15 protein-coding genes are annotated in these 20,419 nt (G+C 33.6%); all 15 read left to right on the top strand.

Features of this window, described 5'->3' with window-relative positions:
- Positions 1-52 precede the first annotated feature (52 nt).
- The 15 genes from topA to AC1RRU_RS00905 all read left to right on the top strand — a co-directional run bounded on the left by topA (position 53) and on the right by AC1RRU_RS00905 (position 20,391).
- Positions 53-2,122 carry a type I DNA topoisomerase gene (topA, locus tag AC1RRU_RS00835; protein ID WP_011275950.1) on the top strand — a complete coding sequence of 690 codons (2,070 nt, stop codon included), beginning with the start codon at positions 53-55 and terminating at the stop codon, positions 2,120-2,122.
- Positions 2,123-2,145: 23 nt separating this feature from the next.
- Entirely contained in the window at positions 2,146-3,453 is a 1,308-nt protein-coding gene (gene trmFO / locus AC1RRU_RS00840; protein WP_011275949.1) for an FADH(2)-oxidizing methylenetetrahydrofolate--tRNA-(uracil(54)-C(5))-methyltransferase TrmFO, read from the top strand.
- A 174-nt stretch (positions 3,454-3,627) separates the two neighbouring features.
- Entirely contained in the window at positions 3,628-4,491 is an 864-nt protein-coding gene (gene xerC / locus AC1RRU_RS00845) for a tyrosine recombinase XerC (protein WP_210423028.1), read from the top strand.
- Positions 4,492-5,037 (top strand): ATP-dependent protease subunit HslV, encoded by a 546-nt coding sequence (hslV, locus tag AC1RRU_RS00850; RefSeq protein WP_011275947.1) that lies wholly within the window; start codon positions 4,492-4,494, stop codon positions 5,035-5,037.
- Positions 5,038-5,095: 58 nt separating this feature from the next.
- Positions 5,096-6,499 (top strand): ATP-dependent protease ATPase subunit HslU, encoded by a 1,404-nt coding sequence (hslU, locus tag AC1RRU_RS00855; protein WP_011275946.1) that lies wholly within the window; start codon positions 5,096-5,098, stop codon positions 6,497-6,499.
- Between the two features lie 21 nt (positions 6,500-6,520).
- Positions 6,521-7,294, top strand: a complete 774-nt coding sequence (gene codY, locus AC1RRU_RS00860) for a GTP-sensing pleiotropic transcriptional regulator CodY (RefSeq protein WP_011275945.1) — start codon at positions 6,521-6,523, stop codon at positions 7,292-7,294.
- Positions 7,295-7,560: 266 nt separating this feature from the next.
- Positions 7,561-8,349 (top strand): 30S ribosomal protein S2, encoded by a 789-nt coding sequence (rpsB, locus tag AC1RRU_RS00865; RefSeq protein WP_011275944.1) that lies wholly within the window; start codon positions 7,561-7,563, stop codon positions 8,347-8,349.
- Positions 8,350-8,506: 157 nt separating this feature from the next.
- Positions 8,507-9,385, top strand: a complete 879-nt coding sequence (gene tsf / locus AC1RRU_RS00870) for a translation elongation factor Ts (RefSeq protein ID WP_011275943.1) — start codon at positions 8,507-8,509, stop codon at positions 9,383-9,385.
- 136 nt (positions 9,386-9,521) lie between these two features.
- Positions 9,522-10,244, top strand: coding sequence for a UMP kinase (pyrH, locus tag AC1RRU_RS00875; protein ID WP_011275942.1), 723 nt, complete (start codon positions 9,522-9,524; stop codon positions 10,242-10,244).
- 17 nt (positions 10,245-10,261) lie between these two features.
- Complete coding sequence (gene frr, locus AC1RRU_RS00880; protein WP_011275941.1) at positions 10,262-10,816, top strand: ribosome recycling factor; 555 nt, start codon at positions 10,262-10,264, stop codon at positions 10,814-10,816.
- A gap of 225 nt (positions 10,817-11,041) precedes the next feature.
- Positions 11,042-11,812 (top strand): undecaprenyl pyrophosphate synthase, encoded by a 771-nt coding sequence (uppS, locus tag AC1RRU_RS00885; RefSeq protein ID WP_011275940.1) that lies wholly within the window; start codon positions 11,042-11,044, stop codon positions 11,810-11,812.
- Between the two features lie 3 nt (positions 11,813-11,815).
- Positions 11,816-12,598 (top strand): phosphatidate cytidylyltransferase, encoded by a 783-nt coding sequence (locus AC1RRU_RS00890; protein WP_011275939.1) that lies wholly within the window; start codon positions 11,816-11,818, stop codon positions 12,596-12,598.
- Positions 12,599-12,808: 210 nt separating this feature from the next.
- Entirely contained in the window at positions 12,809-14,095 is a 1,287-nt protein-coding gene (rseP, locus tag AC1RRU_RS00895; protein WP_011275938.1) for an RIP metalloprotease RseP, read from the top strand.
- An 18-nt stretch (positions 14,096-14,113) separates the two neighbouring features.
- Entirely contained in the window at positions 14,114-15,814 is a 1,701-nt protein-coding gene (locus AC1RRU_RS00900) for a proline--tRNA ligase (RefSeq protein ID WP_011275937.1), read from the top strand.
- A 260-nt stretch (positions 15,815-16,074) separates the two neighbouring features.
- A complete protein-coding gene (locus AC1RRU_RS00905) occupies positions 16,075-20,391 on the top strand; it encodes a PolC-type DNA polymerase III (protein WP_016930687.1) in 4,317 nt (1,438 codons plus the stop codon).
- Positions 20,392-20,419: the final 28 nt, after the last annotated feature.

Genomic DNA, 20,419 nt, shown 5'->3' on the forward strand with positions numbered 1-20,419 from the left:
TGACCGTTTATCATTTATCTTTAGTAATTGAAATAGCAAGGGGGAATTCACTTTGGCAGATAATTTAGTCATAGTTGAGTCGCCTGCAAAAGCGAAAACCATTGAAAAATATTTAGGTAAAAAATATAAAGTTATAGCTTCTATGGGACATGTTAGAGATTTACCAAGAAGTCAAATGGGTGTCGATGTAGAAGATAATTATGAACCGAAATATATTACGATACGCGGTAAAGGTCCAGTTGTTAAAGACTTAAAGAAATATGCTAAGAAAGCAAAAAATGTCTTTCTTGCGAGTGACCCTGACCGTGAAGGTGAAGCGATTGCTTGGCATTTATCAAAAATTTTAGAACTTGATGATTCAAAAGAAAACAGAGTAGTATTTAATGAAATTACAAAAGATGCGGTAAAAGAAAGTTTTAAGCATCCTCGTGGCATAGAAATGGATTTAGTCGATGCACAACAAGCACGCCGTATATTAGATAGATTAGTTGGATATAATATTTCACCAGTATTATGGAAGAAAGTGAAAAAGGGGCTGTCTGCAGGGCGAGTTCAATCTGTAGCTTTAAGATTAGTAATAGATAGAGAGAATGAGATTCGTAACTTTAAGCCTGAAGAGTATTGGTCTATAGAAGGTGAGTTTAGATATAAGAAATCTAAATTTACTGCTAAGTTTCTTCATTATAAAAATAAACCATTTAAATTAAAAACAAAAAAAGATGTTGAAAAAGTTACAGCTGAATTAGATGGAGACAAATTTGAAATTACAAATGTTAATAAAAAAGAAAAAACTAGAAATCCTGCTAATCCATTTACCACTTCAACATTACAACAAGAGGCAGCTCGTAAATTAAATTTCAAAGCGCGTAAAACTATGATGCTCGCGCAACAATTATATGAAGGTATTGATTTAAAACGACAAGGTACAGTTGGATTAATCACATACATGAGAACTGACTCTACACGTATATCACAAACCGCTAAAGACGAAGCGAAACAATATATTGAAGATAAGTATGGTAAAGATTATCTTTCTAATAGAACTGCTAAGGGTAAACAGGGTGACCAAGATGCCCACGAAGCAATTCGACCAACAAGTACTTTACGTACACCTTATGAAATGAAAGCATACTTAACTAGAGATCAGCATCGATTGTATAAGTTAATATGGGAAAGATTTGTAGCAAGTCAAATGGCACCAGCTATTTTAGACACAGTTGCTTTAGATGTTACCCAAAACAACATTAAATTCCGAGCGAATGGTCAAACAATCAAATTTAAAGGTTTCATGACGCTTTATGTAGAAGCCAAAGACGATAAAGATAATGAAAAAGAAAATAAATTACCTAACTTAAGTAAAGGTGATGAAGTCACTGCAACTCAAATAGAGCCAGCACAACACTTCACTCAACCACCACCACGTTATACTGAAGCTCGTTTAGTTAAAACGTTAGAGGAGTTAAAAATCGGTAGACCGTCTACCTATGCACCTACGATTGACACAATACAAAAACGAAATTATGTAAAACTTGAAAGTAAACGATTCGTACCTACTGAATTAGGTGAAATTGTTTATGAACAAGTAAAAGATTACTTCCCAGAAATAATTGATGTAGAGTTTACTGTAAATATGGAAACACTATTGGATAAAATTGCTGAAGGAGATATTGGTTGGAGAAAAGTAATTGATAACTTTTATGGAAGTTTCAAATTAGACGTTGAACGTGCTGAAGAAGAAATGGAAAAAGTTGAAATTAAAGATGAACCTGCCGGCGAAGATTGTGAAGTTTGTGGCTCTCCTATGGTTATTAAAATGGGGCGATATGGTAAGTTTATGGCGTGCTCAAACTTCCCAGATTGTAGAAATACGAAAGCAATAGTGAAAACAATAGGCGTGACATGTCCTAAATGCAAAGATGGAGATGTCGTTGAAAGAAAATCTAAGAAAAATAGACTTTTCTATGGTTGTTCAAACTATCCTGAATGTGACTTTATTTCTTGGGACAAACCTGTAGGTCGTGATTGTCCTAAATGTAATCATTATTTAATGGAACATAAGAAAGGACGTAGTTCACAAGTAATTTGCTCTAACTGTGACTATAAAGAAGAAGTTCAAAAATAGATAAAAATTGAAGGAGGAAAACCATGAGTCAAACTGTAAATATTGTTGGCGCTGGACTAGCTGGTTCAGAGGCCGCTTATCAATTAGCACAACGAGGCATCAAAGTGAATTTAATTGAAATGCGCCCAGTTAAACAAACGCCAGCACATCATACTGATAAATTTGCTGAATTAGTATGTTCAAACTCACTACGAGGCAATGCATTAACGAATGGTGTGGGTGTATTAAAAGAAGAAATGAGAAGATTAGACTCACTAATTATCTCTGCTGCTGACAAAGCAAGAGTTCCTGCCGGTGGTGCATTAGCAGTTGATCGACATGATTTTTCTGGTTATATCACTGAAACTTTAAGAAATCATCCTAATGTTACTGTTATTAATGAAGAAATTAATAGTATCCCTGAAGGATATACAATTATTGCTACTGGTCCATTAACTACAGAAAATTTAGCTAAAGAAATCGTAGATATTACAGGTAAGGATCAACTTTATTTTTATGATGCAGCTGCTCCAATTATTGAAAAAGAATCGATTGATATGGATAAAGTGTATCTAAAATCACGTTACGATAAAGGTGAAGCCGCCTATCTTAATTGTCCTATGACAGAAGAAGAATTTAATCGCTTTTATGATGCAGTACTTGAAGCAGAAGTTGCACCAACAAATGAATTTGAAAAAGAAAAATATTTCGAAGGATGCATGCCTTTTGAAGTAATGGCTGAACGTGGACGCAAAACACTATTATTTGGTCCTATGAAACCTGTTGGCCTTGAAGATCCAAAAACAGGTAAACGTCCATTTGCTGTCGTTCAATTACGACAAGATGATGCAGCTGGAACGCTATATAATATTGTTGGTTTCCAAACTCATTTAAAATGGGGCGCTCAAAAAGAAGTCATTCGCCTTATCCCTGGTTTAGAAAATGTAGATATCGTTCGATATGGTGTCATGCATCGAAATACTTTTATTAACTCTCCTGACGTGTTAAATGAAAAGTATGAATTGATTAAAGAAGATCGAATTCAATTTGCAGGTCAAATGACTGGTGTTGAAGGATATGTTGAAAGTGCAGCAAGTGGACTTGTTGCTGGGATTAACCTAGCTCACAAATTACTTGATAAAGGTGAAGTAATATTCCCAAGAGAAACAATGATAGGTAGTATGGCATATTACATCTCACATGCTAAAAATGAAAAGAACTTCCAACCTATGAATGCTAACTTTGGTTTATTACCTTCACTTGAAAAGCGTATTAAAGATAAAAAAGAGCGTTACGAGGCACAAGCTAACAGAGCGCTCGAATATTTAGAGAATTATAAGAAAACACTTTAAAAATAATATAAACTTTATAATTGATAGAAAATGTGTCAATTCAAAGTTTTAAAGAATTCTCAAAAGATTTTGAATTCTATAGCTAATTATTTTAGTCCCCTTCATGTTATATGCTACAATGCATATGATGGAGGGGATTTTTAAGTGGAAGAAATCCAAGTTACATTCTTAAATATGCTCAAAGTTGAGAGAAATTTCTCCGCCCATACATTAAAATCATATCATGATGATTTAGTACAATTTAATCATTTTTTAGAACAAGAATTAATTAATCTAAGAACATTTGAATATAAAGATGCTAGAAATTATTTAAGCTATTTATATTCACAAAATTTGAAACGTACTACTGTATCAAGGAAGATTTCTACTTTAAGAACTTTCTATGAGTTTTGGATGACACAAGACGAGACAATCATAAATCCTTTCGTACAACTCGTTCATCCTAAGAAGGAGAACTACTTGCCACAGTTTTTTTATGAAGAAGAGATGGAAGCATTATTCGAAACTGTAGCAAAAGATACTAAAAAAGGATTACGGGATCGCGTTATTCTAGAATTATTATATGCAACGGGTATACGTGTTTCTGAACTAGTAAATATCCAACTCAAAGATATTGATATGTCTTTACCTGGTGTGAAAGTACTAGGAAAGGGAAATAAAGAACGTTTTGTTCCGTTTGGAGAATTTTGTCGTCAAAGCATTGAACAATACTTAAGAGAATTTAAGCCTATACAACATACCAAACATTCATTTTTATTAGTTAACATGAATGGCGCCCCTATAACAGAGAGAGGCGTTAGGTATGTTTTAAATGATGTTGTTAAACGTACAGCAGGGGTTACGGAAATTCACCCCCACAAACTAAGACATACGTTTGCAACACATTTACTCAATCAAGGTGCGGATTTAAGAACGGTACAATCTTTGTTAGGACATGTTAATCTTTCGACAACTGGAAGATATACACATGTTTCTAACCAACAATTACGTAAAGTGTATTTAAATGCACATCCTCGAGCGAAAAAGGAGAGTAAATAAATGAGTAAAACATCATTACATGCAACAACTATTTATGCCGTTAGACACAACGGTGAAGCAGCGATGGCTGGTGATGGACAAGTTACACTAGGTGAGCAAGTTATTATGAAGCAAACAGCGCGCAAGGTCCGCAGATTATATGAAGGAAAAGTGTTAGCTGGATTTGCTGGTAGTGTAGCTGATGCCTTCACTTTGTTCGAAAAGTTTGAAACAAAATTACAACAATTTAGTGGTAATTTGGAACGTGCAGCTGTTGAGCTAGCTCAAGAGTGGCGTGGTGATAAACAATTACGTCAATTGGAAGCTATGTTAATTGTAATGGACAAAGATGCAATATTAGTGGTCAGCGGGACTGGAGAAGTCATTGCACCTGATGATGATTTAATTGCGATTGGCTCAGGAGGCAACTATGCTTTAAGTGCTGGAAGAGCATTGAAGCGTCATGCAAGCCAATTATCTGCTAAAGAAATGGCTTACGAAAGTTTAAAAGTTGCATCTGACATTTGTGTGTTCACAAATGATAATATTATAGTGGAAACACTTTAACTTTTAAAAATATGGAAATGAATATAAATGGACGTTAATTAGGTTGGAGGTAAAATATATGGATGCAAACGGTATAAAATTAACACCTAAAGATATCGTATCTAAATTAGATGAATATATAGTTGGGCAAGATGATGCTAAACGAAAAGTTGCCATTGCTCTAAGAAATCGCTATAGAAGAAGTTTGCTAGATGAAGAAACCAAACAAGAAATCGCACCTAAGAATATCTTGATGATTGGTCCAACTGGTGTTGGTAAAACTGAAATAGCAAGACGTATGGCTAAAGTTGTAGGAGCGCCATTTATTAAGGTGGAAGCTACTAAGTTTACTGAAGTAGGATACGTTGGACGCGATGTTGAGAGTATGGTTCGTGATCTAGTCGATGTAGCTGTAAGACTAGTTAAAGATCAAAAGAAAGGTTTGGTTAAAGACGAAGCAGTTAATAAAGCTAATGAAAAGTTAGTTAAATTACTTGTGCCTAGTATGAAGAAAAAAGCGTCAAATAATAGTAATCCTTTAGAATCATTACTTGGTGGTGCAATTCCAAACTTTGGTAACAATGATGATGAAGAAGAGGAAACACCTACAGAAGAGATTAAAACCAAGCGTTCAGAAATCAAAAAACAATTATTAGATGGTAAACTTGAAGAAGAGAAAGTTAGAATTAAGGTAGAACAAGATCCAGGTGCGCTAGGCATGCTCGGTACAAATCAAAACCAACAAATGCAAGACATGATGAATCAACTCATGCCTAAACGTAAAGTTGAGCGTGAGGTACCAGTTAAAACAGCTCGTAAGATTTTGGCTGATGATTTTGCTGATGAATTAATTGATCAAGAAACTGCAAATCAAGAAGCGCTTGAGTTAGCAGAACAAATGGGTATTATCTTCATCGATGAGATCGATAAAGTAGCAACGAATAACGCTAATAGTGGTCAAGATGTTTCAAGACAAGGTGTACAACGAGATATCTTACCAATTTTAGAAGGTAGCATGATTCAAACTAAGTATGGTACTGTAAATACTGAACATATGCTGTTTATCGGTGCTGGCGCGTTTCACGTATCGAAACCAAGTGATTTAATACCTGAATTACAAGGACGCTTCCCAATTAGAGTAGAATTAGAAAGTTTAACTGTTGACGATTTTTATAGAATATTAACTGAACCTAAGCTATCACTTATCAAACAATATGAGGCATTGCTTCAAACAGAAGAGGTCACTGTGAACTTTACTAAGGAAGCGATTACAAGATTAGCTGAAATGGCATATCAAGTTAACCAAGACACTGATAATATTGGTGCACGTCGTTTACACACAATCTTAGAGAAAATGCTTGAGGATTTATCTTTCGAAGCCCCTAGCATGCCAAATGCTGTAGTAGATATAACACCACAATATGTTGATGATAAGTTGAAATCTATTTCAACAAATAAAGATTTAAGTGCATTTATTTTATAATATAAATAAAGGAGAAATTTTATGAGCTTATTATCTAAAACTAGAGAATTAAATACACTATTACAAAAACATAAAGGTATTGCGGTCGACTTTAAAGACGTTGCTCAAACAATTAGTAGCGTTACAGTAACGAACGTATTTATTGTTTCACGTAGAGGTAAAATTCTAGGTTCAAGTTTAAATGAACTTTTAAAAAGTCAGAGAATTAACGAAATGTTAGAAAGTAAACACATTCCTAGTGAATATACAGAACTATTAATGGACGTTAAACAAACTGAATCTAATATTGATATTGATAATGAATTAACTGTATTCCCACCTGAAGATAAAGAAGTGTTTAGTAGCAGTCGTACAACTGTATTTCCAATACTTGGTGGCGGCGAAAGATTAGGAACATTAGTACTTGGTCGTGTTAAAGATGACTTTAACGAAAATGATTTAGTATTAGGCGAATACGCTGCAACAGTTATTGGAATGGAAATACTTCGTGAGAAACATAATGAAGTTGAGAAAGAGGCACGTGATAAAGCGGCAATCACTATGGCAATTAATTCATTATCTTATTCTGAAAAAGAAGCAATTGAGCATATTTTTGAAGAATTAGGTGGTAATGAAGGCCTATTGATAGCTTCAAAAGTAGCAGATAGAGTAGGTATCACTCGCTCAGTAATCGTGAACGCGTTACGTAAACTTGAAAGTGCTGGTGTAATCGAATCACGATCCTTAGGGATGAAGGGTACCTTTATTAAAGTTAAAAAAGAAAAATTCCTTGATGAATTAGAACGAAATAAATAATTATGATTTAAATCGATAATGAAATAACCAACATTCAACTGTTGCAAGTATATATTATTTGTAACAGTTTTTATTATGAAAAATGTGTATAGCATTATTTCTTTAGTGAAATTAACATTGCGCATTATATAGAAATATGATATTATTGTTTTCGGCTATAAAAGCCAATACACACATGATAAACGTACATTTAAAGGGTGCAATTAAATTAATTGTCTTTATATGAGTTTATTATGGAGGTAAATAACCACTAGGAGGAATTTAAAATGGCAGTAATTTCAATGAAACAATTACTAGAAGCCGGTGTTCACTTCGGTCACCAAACACGCCGTTGGAACCCAAAAATGAAAAAATACATCTTCACTGAGAGAAATGGTATCTATATCATTGACTTACAAAAAACAGTGAAAAAAGTTGAAGAAGCTTATAACTTCATCAAACAAGTATCTGAAGATGGCGGTAGAGTCTTATTCGTAGGTACTAAAAAACAAGCACAAGAGTCAGTTAAAGCTGAAGCAGAACGTGCTGGACAATTCTACGTTAACCAAAGATGGTTAGGCGGAATTTTAACTAACTACAAAACAATTTCTAAACGTATTAAACGTATTTCTGAAATCGAAAAAATGGAAGAAGACGGTTTATTCGACGTTTTACCTAAAAAAGAAGTTGTTGAACTTAAAAAAGAATACGACCGTTTAATCAAATTCTTAGGCGGTATTCGTGATATGAAATCTATGCCTCAAGCATTATTCGTAGTTGACCCTCGTAAAGAGCGTAACGCGATTGCTGAAGCACGTAAATTAAATATTCCAATCGTTGGTATTGTTGACACTAACTGTGATCCAGATGAAATTGATTACGTTATCCCAGCGAACGACGATGCTATTCGTGCCGTTAAATTATTAACTGGTAAAATGGCTGACGCTGTCTTAGAAGGTCAACAAGGTGTTTCTAACGATGAAGTAGCTGCAGAGCAAAACATCAATTTAGATGAAAAAGAAGAATCTCAAGAAGCAGAATCAACTGAAGAAAATACTACTGTTGAATCAAACTAAGATATAGTTTAAATGGGTGATAAGATGTAATGCTTATCGCCCTTTTTTCAAATAATAATGATTAAAGTTTACTAGAGTATTGGAAATTATAGTGACTTTAATGGTAATATTTAGGTATCATCTATTATTACAATTAGAAATATTGGAGGAATAATTAATGGCAATTTCAGCAAAACTTGTTAAAGAATTACGTGAAAGAACTGGCGCTGGTATGATGGATTGTAAAAAAGCGCTAACAGAAACTGATGGTGACATCGATAAAGCGATTGATTACTTACGTGAAAAAGGTATCGCTAAAGCAGCTAAAAAAGCAGACCGTATCGCAGCTGAAGGTTTAGTACATGTTGAAGTTAAAGGAAATGAAGCTGCTATCGTTGAAATCAACTCTGAAACTGACTTCGTAGCTCGTAATGAAGGCTTCCAAGAATTAGTTAAAGAAATTGCTAATCAAGTTCTTGATAGCAAAGCTGAAACAGTAGATGCTTTATTAGAAACTAAATTATCAAGTGGTAAAACAGTTGATGAAAGAATGAAAGAAGCAATCTCAACAATCGGTGAAAAATTAAGTATCCGTCGTTTCGAAATCAGAACAAAATCTGATAACGATGCATTTGGTGCATACTTACACATGGGTGGACGTATCGGTGTGTTAACTGTAGTTGAAGGTTCTACTGATGAAGAAGCTGCTAAAGATGTTGCTATGCACATCGCAGCTATCAATCCAAAATATGTTTCTTCAGAACAAGTTAAAGAAGAAGAAATCAATCACGAAAGAGAAGTATTAAAACAACAAGCATTAAATGAAGGTAAACCTGAAAACATCGTTGAAAAAATGGTTGAAGGTCGTTTACGTAAATATCTTCAAGAAATTTGTGCAGTTGATCAAAACTTCGTTAAAGATCCAGATCAAACAGTTGAAGCTTTCTTAAAATCTAAAGGTGGTAAACTTGTTGACTTCGTTCGCTATGAAGTAGGCGAAGGTATGGAAAAACGTGAAGAAAACTTCGCAGATGAAGTTAAAGGTCAAATGAAATAATCTGTCGACAAGATTTACAAGAAAGAAGACACCTTTGAGGTTTTCTATTATAAAGTGATACTTTATGTTAGAAGGCGCGTCAGTGTCTTCTTTACTTGTATATATTACATATTTTTACAATAGAGAGGAAAAAACAATGGCGCAAACTTCTAAATATAAACGTGTAGTATTAAAACTTAGTGGTGAAGCACTCGCAGGAGACAAAGGTTTTGGTATTAATCCAATCATTATTAAAAGCGTGGCACAGCAAGTAGCTGAAGTTGCTAAGATGGATTGCGAAATCGCAGTTATCGTTGGTGGTGGCAATATTTGGAGAGGTAAAACTGGTAGTGATTTAGGTATGGACCGTGGTACAGCAGACTACATGGGTATGCTTGCTACAGTTATGAATGCTCTTGCACTCCAAGATAGCTTAGAACAATTAGAATGTGACACACGTGTGTTGACATCAATTGAAATGAAACAAGTTGCTGAACCATATATCCGTCGAAGAGCTATTAGACATTTAGAGAAGAAACGTGTTGTTATTTTTGCAGCAGGAATCGGTAATCCATACTTCTCTACAGATACAACTGCAGCGTTACGTGCAGCAGAAGTCGAAGCCGATGTTATTTTAATGGGTAAAAATAATGTTGATGGAGTATATTCAGCAGACCCTAAAGTAGATAAGAATGCAGTTAAATATGAACACTTGACGCACATTCAAATGTTACAAGAAGGGTTACAAGTAATGGACTCAACTGCATCATCATTCTGTATGGATAATAATATTCCTTTAAATGTATTTTCAATTATGGAAGAAGGCAATATTAAACGTGCAGTTATGGGTGAAAAAATAGGTACGTTAATAACTAAATAATTAGAGGTGTAAACAATATGAGTGACATAATTCAAGACACTAAAGCTAGAATGAGCAAATCTATCGATAATTTATCAAGAGAATTAGCAAATATCAGTGCTGGAAGAGCAAATTCAAATTTATTAAGTGGCGTAACTGTTGACTATTATGGTGCACCAACACCAGTTCAACAATTAGCGAGCATCAATGTGCCTGAAGCACGTTTATTAGTTATTTCTCCTTATGATAAATCTTCAGTAGCTGATATTGAAAAAGCAATTTATGCAGCAAATTTAGGTGTAAATCCTACAAGTGATGGTGAAGTTATTCGTATCACTGTCCCAGCTTTAACAGAAGAACGTCGTAAAGAATTAGTGAAAAACGTTAAGAAAATTGGTGAAGATGCGAAAGTATCTATCCGTAACATCCGTCGTGATATTAATGATCAATTGAAAAAAGATGAAAAAAATGGTGACATTACTGAAGATGATTTAAGAAGTCAAACAGAAGATGTTCAAAAAGCTACAGATAATTCTATTAAAGAAATTGATCAATTAGTAGAGGACAAAGAAAAAGACATTATGTCTGTTTAATTAGTTCGACAATAAATTAATTCATTTAATAATGTGTAAGTATTATTATAAATATACTTTCTACATTACTATAAATTATTTTAGTCTAAACTGTGCCAATTCAGACTTTGGTACAGTTTTTTCATTTGCTTATTCAATGCCATTATCGAGTATGATAAAATGATAGATGATTTCTTAAATAACTAATATAATATAATAGAGATGATCAGGCTCGGAGGAAAGACCATGTTTAAAAAGCTAATAAAAAGAAATAAGACTAAAATCAGTCATAACGATGATTTAGATTTACATAATTTACCTGAACATGTAGCGATTATCATGGACGGAAATGGACGTTGGGCCAAAAAGCGTAAAATGCCTAGAATTAAAGGACATTACGAAGGTATGCAAACCATTAAAACTGTAACGCGAGAAGCAAGTGATTTGGGTATTAAATACTTAACACTATACGCTTTTTCAACTGAAAATTGGTCTAGACCTGAAAATGAAGTTAATTATATCATGAATTTGCCTGTTAATTTTTTAAAAACATTTTTACCCGAACTCATTGAAAAAAATGTTCAAATAGAAACGATTGGATTTCTAGATGCAGTTCCTAAATCGACGATTGAAGCAATAGAACATGCAAAAGAAAAAACAAAAAATAATACAGGTCTGAAATTAATATTTGCCATCAATTATGGTGGACGAGCTGAAATTGTTCAAAGTATGAAATCAATTTATGATGAACTTCAACGCAATGGTCAAGACAGTAAAGATATTGATGAATCAATGATTAACAAGCATTTAATGACACATTCATACCCAGATCCTGAGTTATTAATTCGCACTTCTGGTGAACAACGTATTAGTAATTTCCTTATTTGGCAGTCTTCTTATAGTGAATTTATATTCAATGAGAAATTGTGGCCAGACTTTGACGGTGAAGAATTTAAAAATTGCTTAAAAATATATCAATCTCGCCAAAGACGCTTTGGAGGGTTAAGTAAGGAGTAGCGTATGAAAGTTAGAACTTTAACCGCAATTATAGCATTGTTAATTTTTCTACCCATTCTATTGATGGGTGGTACAACGTTAATGTTGTTTGCGTACTTACTAGCTTTAATTGCATTAAAAGAACTTTTAAATATGAATATGATTAAATTAATTTCAGTCCCTGGTATTTTTAGTGCTTTAGCATTAATAATTATTATGTTACCTCAATCAGCAGGTGACTGGGTTAGTAACATTCAATTAAAAAGTTTAATCGCAATGAGTTTTATTTTACTAAGTTACACTGTACTGTCAAAAAACAGATTTAGTTTTATGGATGCTGCTTTCTGTCTTATGTCAGTTGCATATGTCGGTATTGGATTTATGTATTTCTATGCAACACGTTCAGATGGCTTACATTACATACTTTATGCATTCTTAGTGGTGTGGTTAACAGATACAGGTGCTTATATTTTCGGTCGACTAATGGGTAAACATAAATTATGGCCAGTAATTAGTCCGAACAAAACTATTGAAGGTTTTATTGGCGGATTAATTTGTAGTTTAATTGTGCCAATTGTTATGTTGTTCTTTGTTGATTTCAACTTAAATATTTGGTTACTATTATTAGTAACTATTATCTTGAGTATCTTTGGTCAACTTGGAGATTTAGTTGAATCAGGATTTAAACGTCATTTTGGTGTTAAAGATTCTGGTAGAATTTTACCGGGGCACGGTGGTATATTAGACCGATTTGATAGTTTCATGTTTGTTTTACCATTACTCAACATTTTATTAATACAAATGTAGTGTGATTTTAATGTTTTATTTATATATGAAAAATGTATAGTGCTATAATTGAGGAGTTATTGAGTGCACATTTGACTAGACATAGTAGATGATGTAATTCTTAACTCCTTTTATTAAAAGTAAAATTCTTGAATAATTTAACCAAATCATAGATAATCTACATCGTTCTAATGAAAAAAGTAGAAATTTAATTTAATTGAGGTGTATCATGTGAGCTATTTAATCACTATTGTCTCATTTATGATCGTGTTTGGTGTACTTGTTACGGTACATGAATATGGTCACATGTTCTTTGCTAAGCGTGCTGGAATAATGTGTCCTGAATTCGCGATAGGTATGGGACCAAAAATATTTAGTTTCCGTAAGAACGAAACTTTGTATACCATCCGTTTATTACCTGTAGGTGGTTATGTAAGAATGGCTGGAGACGGTTTAGAAGAGCCACCAGTTGAACCAGGTATGAATGTTAAAGTAAAACTTAATGATAAAGATGAGATTACGCACATAATTTTAGATGATCAGCATAAATTTCAAAAGATAGAAGCAATTGAAGTTAAACAATGTGACTTCAAGGATGATTTGTACATTGAAGGTATTACTTCATATGATAATGAGCGACATCATTTTAATATTGCTGAAAAAGCATATTTTGTTGAGAATGGTAGTTTAATTCAAATCGCTCCACGACATCGACAATTTGCACATAAGAAACCTTTACCCAAATTTTTAACGTTATTTGCAGGACCATTATTTAACTTTATATTAGCCTTAATATTATTTATCGCATTAGCTTATTTCCAAGGAACACCTACTACCTCAGTGGGGCAATTAGCTGATCACTATCCAGCTCAACAAGCAGGATTAAAATCCGGAGATAAAATCGTTCAAGTAGGTCAATATAAAACAAAGAGTTTTGATGACATTCAGTCTGCAGCAAATAAAATTAAAGATAATAAAACAACTATAAAATTTGAAAGAGATAATCAAACAAAGACAGTGGACATAACTCCTAAAAAGCAAGTTATTAAGCAAACTAAATTAAATTCTGAGACGACGTACATTTTAGGTTTCCAACCAGAGAAAGAACATACTTTAATAAAACCAATTGCGCTAGGATTTGATCAGTTTGTTAGTGCCAGTACATTAATCTTTAAAGCTGTAGGAACAATGATTGCAAGTATATTCACAGGTCAATTCTCATTTGATATGTTAAATGGTCCAGTGGGTATTTATCATAATGTTGACTCTGTAGTTAAGCAGGGTATCATTGCTTTAACATACTACACTGCACTATTAAGTGTTAACTTAGGTATAATGAACTTATTACCAATTCCAGCACTTGATGGTGGTCGAATTTTATTTGTTATCTATGAAGCAATTTTCAGAAGACCAGTTAATAAAAAAGCAGAAACAATTATAATAGCTGCTGGTGCTATTTTTGTCTTAATTATAATGGTTCTAGTAACTTGGAACGATATACAACGTTATTTCTTGTAAAATAAGGAGGATTAAGTGATGAAACAATCGAAAGTTTTCATACCAACTAGGAGAGATGTCCCTGCTGAAGCAGAAGCATTGAGTCACCAATTATTATTAAAAGCAGGATTAATCAAACAAAGTACAAGTGGTATTTATAGCTATTTACCATTAGCATCTCGTGTGTTAAATAATATTTCTAAAATCATCCGTGAAGAAATGGAAAGCATTGATGCCGTTGAAATTTTAATGCCTGCACTTCAACAAGCAGAACTTTGGGAAGAATCAGGTCGTTGGGGTGCATACGGTCCAGAGTTAATGCGCTTAAAAGATCGTAATGGACGTGAATTTGCTTTAGGTCCTACACATGAGGAAGTAGTGACTTCTATCGTTAGAGATGAACTTAAATCATATAAACAATTGCCTTTAACGTTATTCCAAATACAATCTAAATTTCGAGATGAGAAACGTCCACGCTTTGGTTTGTTAAGAGGTAGAGAATTTATTATGAAAGATGCGTATTCATTTCATGCTGATGAAGCATCTTTAGATGAAACATATCAAGATATGTACAATGCTTACGACCGTATATTCAAACGTGTTGGCATCAATGCTCGACCAGTGGTTGCAGACTCAGGTGCAATTGGCGGTAACCACACACACGAATTCATGGCCTTAAGTGAAATTGGTGAAGATACTATCGTATATAGTGAGCATAGTGATTATGCAGCTAATATTGAAAAAGCGGAAGTCGTTTATCATCCAAATGAAAAGCATACAGAAGTAGCAGAACTAGAAAAGGTTGAAACACCTAATGTTAAAACTGCTCAAGAATTAGCTGATTTTTTAAACCGTCCGGTTGATGAAATTGTTAAATCAATGATTTTTAAAATTGATGGAGAATTCATTATGTTCTTAATACGTGGTCATCATGAATTAAATGATGTCAAAGTAAAAGCATTTTTTGAAACAGATAATGTTGAAATGGCTACTCAAGAAGAGATTGTTAACTTATTAGGTGCTAATCCTGGTTCACTGGGACCAGTTCATGATAAAGATATTAGAATTTTTGCAGATAATTATGTCAGAGATTTAAATAATTTAGTCGTTGGTGCTAATGAGGATGGATCCCACTATATTAATGCTAATTTAGATCGAGATTTCAAGGTTGATGAGTTTGGAGATTTCCGCTTTATCTTAGAAGGAGAAACATTAAGCGATGGCTCTGGCGAAGCGAAATTTGCAGAAGGCATTGAAGTAGGTCAAGTATTTAAGTTAGGAACTAAATACTCAGAAGCAATGAACGCAACATTCTTAGATAACCAAGGTAAAGCTAAGCCATTAATCATGGGGTGCTACGGAATAGGCGTTTCAAGAACGCTAAGTGCTATTGTTGAACAAAATAATGATGAAAATGGTATTATTTGGCCTAAATCAGTTACACCATTTGATTTACATCTAATTACTATTAATCCTAAAAAGGATGAACAACTAGAATTAGGTGATCAATTGTATAAAGAATTACAACAACAATATGATGTACTTTATGATGATCGTAAAGATCGAGCTGGCGTTAAATTTAATGATGCAGATTTAATCGGTCTTCCAATAAGAATTGTAGTTGGTAAAAATGCTAGTGAGGGTATCGTTGAAGTTAAAGTACGTCAAACTGGTGAAAGCGAAGAAGTTCATATTAACGATTTAAACACTCATATCGCTACACTTTATAGTAATTTATAATTTGCTAAGACTAAGTTGAATTTGATGAATGTACTTGATTTCACTTGTTCAACATGGATTTTCAATGCATAATGCTAAATGAGGTTAAGACAATTTCATATTTGTCTAAACCTCTTTTTTTACTAAAAATTTTAAAACGAAACATATGAAAAGCACATGGCAAAGTAGTATAATGGATATCAAGTTTGCAGTTAGATCAATAACACGTTGCGTATACATATAATTGAGAAATTAGTTAGATATAAGGGTGGTTATCTGTCATGGCAATGACGAATCAAGAAAAATTCAAAGTACTCGCTGACCAGATTAAAGTTTCCAATCAACTAGATCAAACAATAATTGAAAAAGGTGAATTAACGCGAGTAGATGTGTCAAATAAAAATAGAACGTGGGAATTTCAAATTACATTGCCATATTTTCTATCACATGAAGATTATTTAATATTCACTAATGCGATTACTGAAGAATTTAAAGAAATTGCCAAAGTTGATTGGCATTTTACAATTCAAGATACAAGTAATCAAGATGAGCATGCTATCAAATATTTTGGTCATTGTATAGAACACACTGCACTTTCACCTAAAGTAAAAGGTCAACTTAAACAGAAGCGTTTAATTATGTCTGGTAATGTGTTGAAAGTAATGACCTCTAATGACATCGAAAGAAATCACTTTGACAAAGTATGTAATGGTAGCTTAGTAAAAGCTTTTCGTAAATGTGGTTTTGATATTGATAAAGTTGTTTTTGAAACAGACGACTCAAGTTCTTATGATGATTTAGCTTCATTAGAAGCACATATTCAAGAAGAAGATGAAAAAAGTGCTCGTGAAGCAACTGAAAAAATTGAAAAAATCAAAGCAGAAAAAGCGAAACAACAAGATAACAATGAAAGTAATGTTGATAAGTGTCAAATTGGTAAACCGATACAAATTGATAATATAAAACCAATTGAATCAATCATTGAGGAAGAGTTCAAAGTAGCGATTGAAGGGGTTATATTTGATATTAACCTAAAAGAATTAAAGAGTGGTCGTCATATTGTTGAGTTAAAAGTCACAGACTACACAGATTCTCTTGTACTTAAGATGTTTACAAGAAAAAATAAAGATGATTTAGATCACTTTAAGGCACTAAGTGTAGGTAAATGGGTACGCGCTCAAGGACGTATTGAAGAAGACACGTTTGTAAGAGATTTAGTAATGATGATGACTGATATAGAAGAAATCAAAAAGACACCTAAGCAAGATAAAGCTGAAGAAAAGCGTGTAGAGTTTCATTTACATACATCAATGAGTCAAATGGATGGTATTCCTAATATAAGTGCATATGTTAATCAAGCTGCAAAATGGGGACATAAAGCGATAGCAGTTACAGATCATAATGTCGTTCAAGCCTTTCCTGATGCTCATGGTGCCGCTGAAAAAAATGGTATTAAAATGATTTATGGTATGGAAGGTATGCTCGTAGATGACGGAGTACCTATTGCTTACAAACCAACAGATCGAGATCTTAAAGAAGCAACTTATGTTGTATTTGACGTTGAAACAACTGGACTTTCAAACCAATACGATCAAATTATAGAATTGGCCGCCGTTAAAGTTAAAGACGGGGAAATTATTGATAAATTTGAACGATTTAGTAATCCACACGAAAAATTATCAGAAACAATCATTAATTTAACTCACATTACTGATGATATGTTGACTGATGCACCTGAGATTGAGGAAGTATTGACTGAATTTAAAGAGTGGGTTGGGGATGCTATATTTGTAGCACATAATGCATCATTTGATATGGGCTTTATTGACACTGGCTATGAAAGACTTGGCTTTGGGCCATCAACGAATGGTGTCATTGATACTTTAGAACTATCACGTACGATTAATACTGAATATGGTAAACACGGATTAAACTTTTTAGCGAAAAAGTATGGTGTAGAATTAACTCAACACCATAGAGCTATTTATGATACTGAGGCTACAGCTTATATCTTCATTAAGATGGTTCAGCAAATGAAAGAGTTAGGAGTTACAAATCATAAAGACATTAATCAAAAACTGTCTAATGAAGATGCATATAAACGTGCACGTCCGACACATGTGACATTAATTGTTCAAACACAGGAAGGCTTAAAGAACTTATTTAAAATTGTAAGTGCCTCATTAGTTAAATACTATTATCGAACTCCTAGAATTCCACGTTCATTATTAAATGAATACCGTGAAGGCATACTAGTTGGAACAGCTTGTGATGAAGGTGAATTATTCACTGCTGTAATGCAGAGAGACCAATCGGAAGTTGAAAAAATCGCTAAATATTATGATTTTATTGAAGTACAACCACCTAAACTGTATCAAGATCTTATTGATAGAGAACTCATTAGAGATACTGAAACACTTTATGAAATTTATGAACGTATATTAAAAGCTGGAGAAAGTACAGGTATTCCAGTAATAGCGACAGGAAATGCGCATTATTTATATGAACATGACGCAATTGCTCGTAAAATCTTAATCGCATCTCAACCTGGTAATCCTTTGAATCGCTCAACTTTACCAGAAGCGCATTTTAGAACGACAGATGAGATGTTAGATGAGTTTCACTTTTTAGGCGAAGAAAAAGCACATGAAATAGTTGTTAAAAACACAAATGAATTAGCGGACCGAATTGAAAAAGTTATTCCAATTAAAGATCAATTGTTTACGCCACGTATGGATGGAGCAAATGAAGAAATTCGTGAACTAAGCTACACGAATGCCAAAAAATTATATGGTGAAGATTTACCACAAATCGTAATCGATCGTCTTGAAAAAGAACTAGCAAGTATCATCGGAAATGGTTTCTCGGTTATCTATTTAATTTCACAACGTCTTGTTAAAAAATCTCTAGATGATGGATATTTAGTAGGTTCGCGTGGTTCGGTTGGATCTAGTTTTGTGGCAACAATGACTGAAATAACTGAAGTTAATCCATTGCCACCTCATTACATTTGTCCTAACTGTAAAACGAGTGAATTCTTTGATGATGGGTCTGTAGGTTCAGGGTTTGACTTACCTGATAAACAATGTAGCACTTGTGGTGCTGAACTTATTAAAGAAGGGCAAGACATACCATTTGAAACATTCTTAGGATTTAAGGGAGATAAAGTTCCCGATATTGACTTGAACTTTAGTGGTGAGTACCAACCAAACGCTCATAACTATACTAAAGTGCTTTTCGGGGAAGACAAGGTTTTCCGTGCAGGAACAATAGGTACAGTTGCCGAAAAAACGGCGTTTGGATATGTTAAAGGCTATTTAAATGACCAAGGTATCCATAAACGTGGTGCGGAAATCGATCGTCTGGTTAAAGGATGTACAGGTGTAAAACGTACAACAGGACAACATCCAGGTGGGATTATAGTAGTTCCTGATTACATGGATATTTATGATTTCACCCCGATACAATATCCTGCAGATGATCAAAGCGCTTCTTGGATGACAACGCATTTCGACTTCCATTCCATCCATGATAATGTTTTAAAACTTGATATATTAGGACATGATGATCCTACAATGATTCGTATGTTACAAGATTTATCTGGTATAGATCCTAAGACCATTCCAGTAGATGATAAAGAGACAATGCAAATCTTTAGTAGTCCTGAATCATTAGGTGTAACTGAAGAGGAGATACTTTGTAAGACTGGAACATTCGGTGTACCTGAATTTGGTACAGGATTTGTTCGACAAATGTTAGAAGATACGAAACCAACAACTTTTTCAGAACTTGTACAAATATCAGGACTATCTCATGGTACTGATGTTTGGTTAGGTAATGCACAAGAATTGATTCGTTCAGGTATTTGTGATTTATCAAGCGTTATAGGTTGTCGTGATGATATCATGGTTTATTTAATGTATGCAGGATTAGAACCGTCAATGGCCTTTAAAACAATGGAATCAGTGCGTAAAGGTAAAGGTCTAACTGAAGAAATGATAGACGCTATGAAAGAGAATAATGTACCAGATTGGTATTTAGATTCTTGTCTGAAAATTAAGTACATGTTCCCTAAAGCTCACGCAGCCGCATATGTACTAATGGCAGTGAGAATTGCATATTTCAAAGTACATCATCCGCTTTATTATTATGCATCTTATTTCACAATTCGTGCATCAGACTTTGATTTAATTACTATGATTAAAGACAAAGAAAGCATAAAGAATACAGTCAAAGATATGTATTCAAGATACATGGACCTCGGTAAAAAAGAAAAAGATGTTCTTACTGTCTTAGAAATTATGAATGAAATGGCTCACCGCGGATTCCGTATGCAACCAATCAGTCTAGAGAAAAGTCAGGCATTTGACTTTATTATTGAAGGAGATACTTTAATTCCTCCATTTATTTCTGTACCTGGACTTGGAGAGAATGTTGCTAAACGTATTGTTGAAGCGCGAGAAGATGGTCCATTCCTATCTAAAGAAGATTTAAATAAAAAGGCTGGATTATCTCAAAAAATAATTGAGTATCTTGATGATTTAGGTTCTTTACCTAATCTTCCAGATAAGGCACAATTGTCTATTTTTGATATGTAATTTATATTCCAAGATCAAAAGTATTTTA

This window comes from Staphylococcus sp. GW821-FHT11H10, from assembly GCF_058807855.1.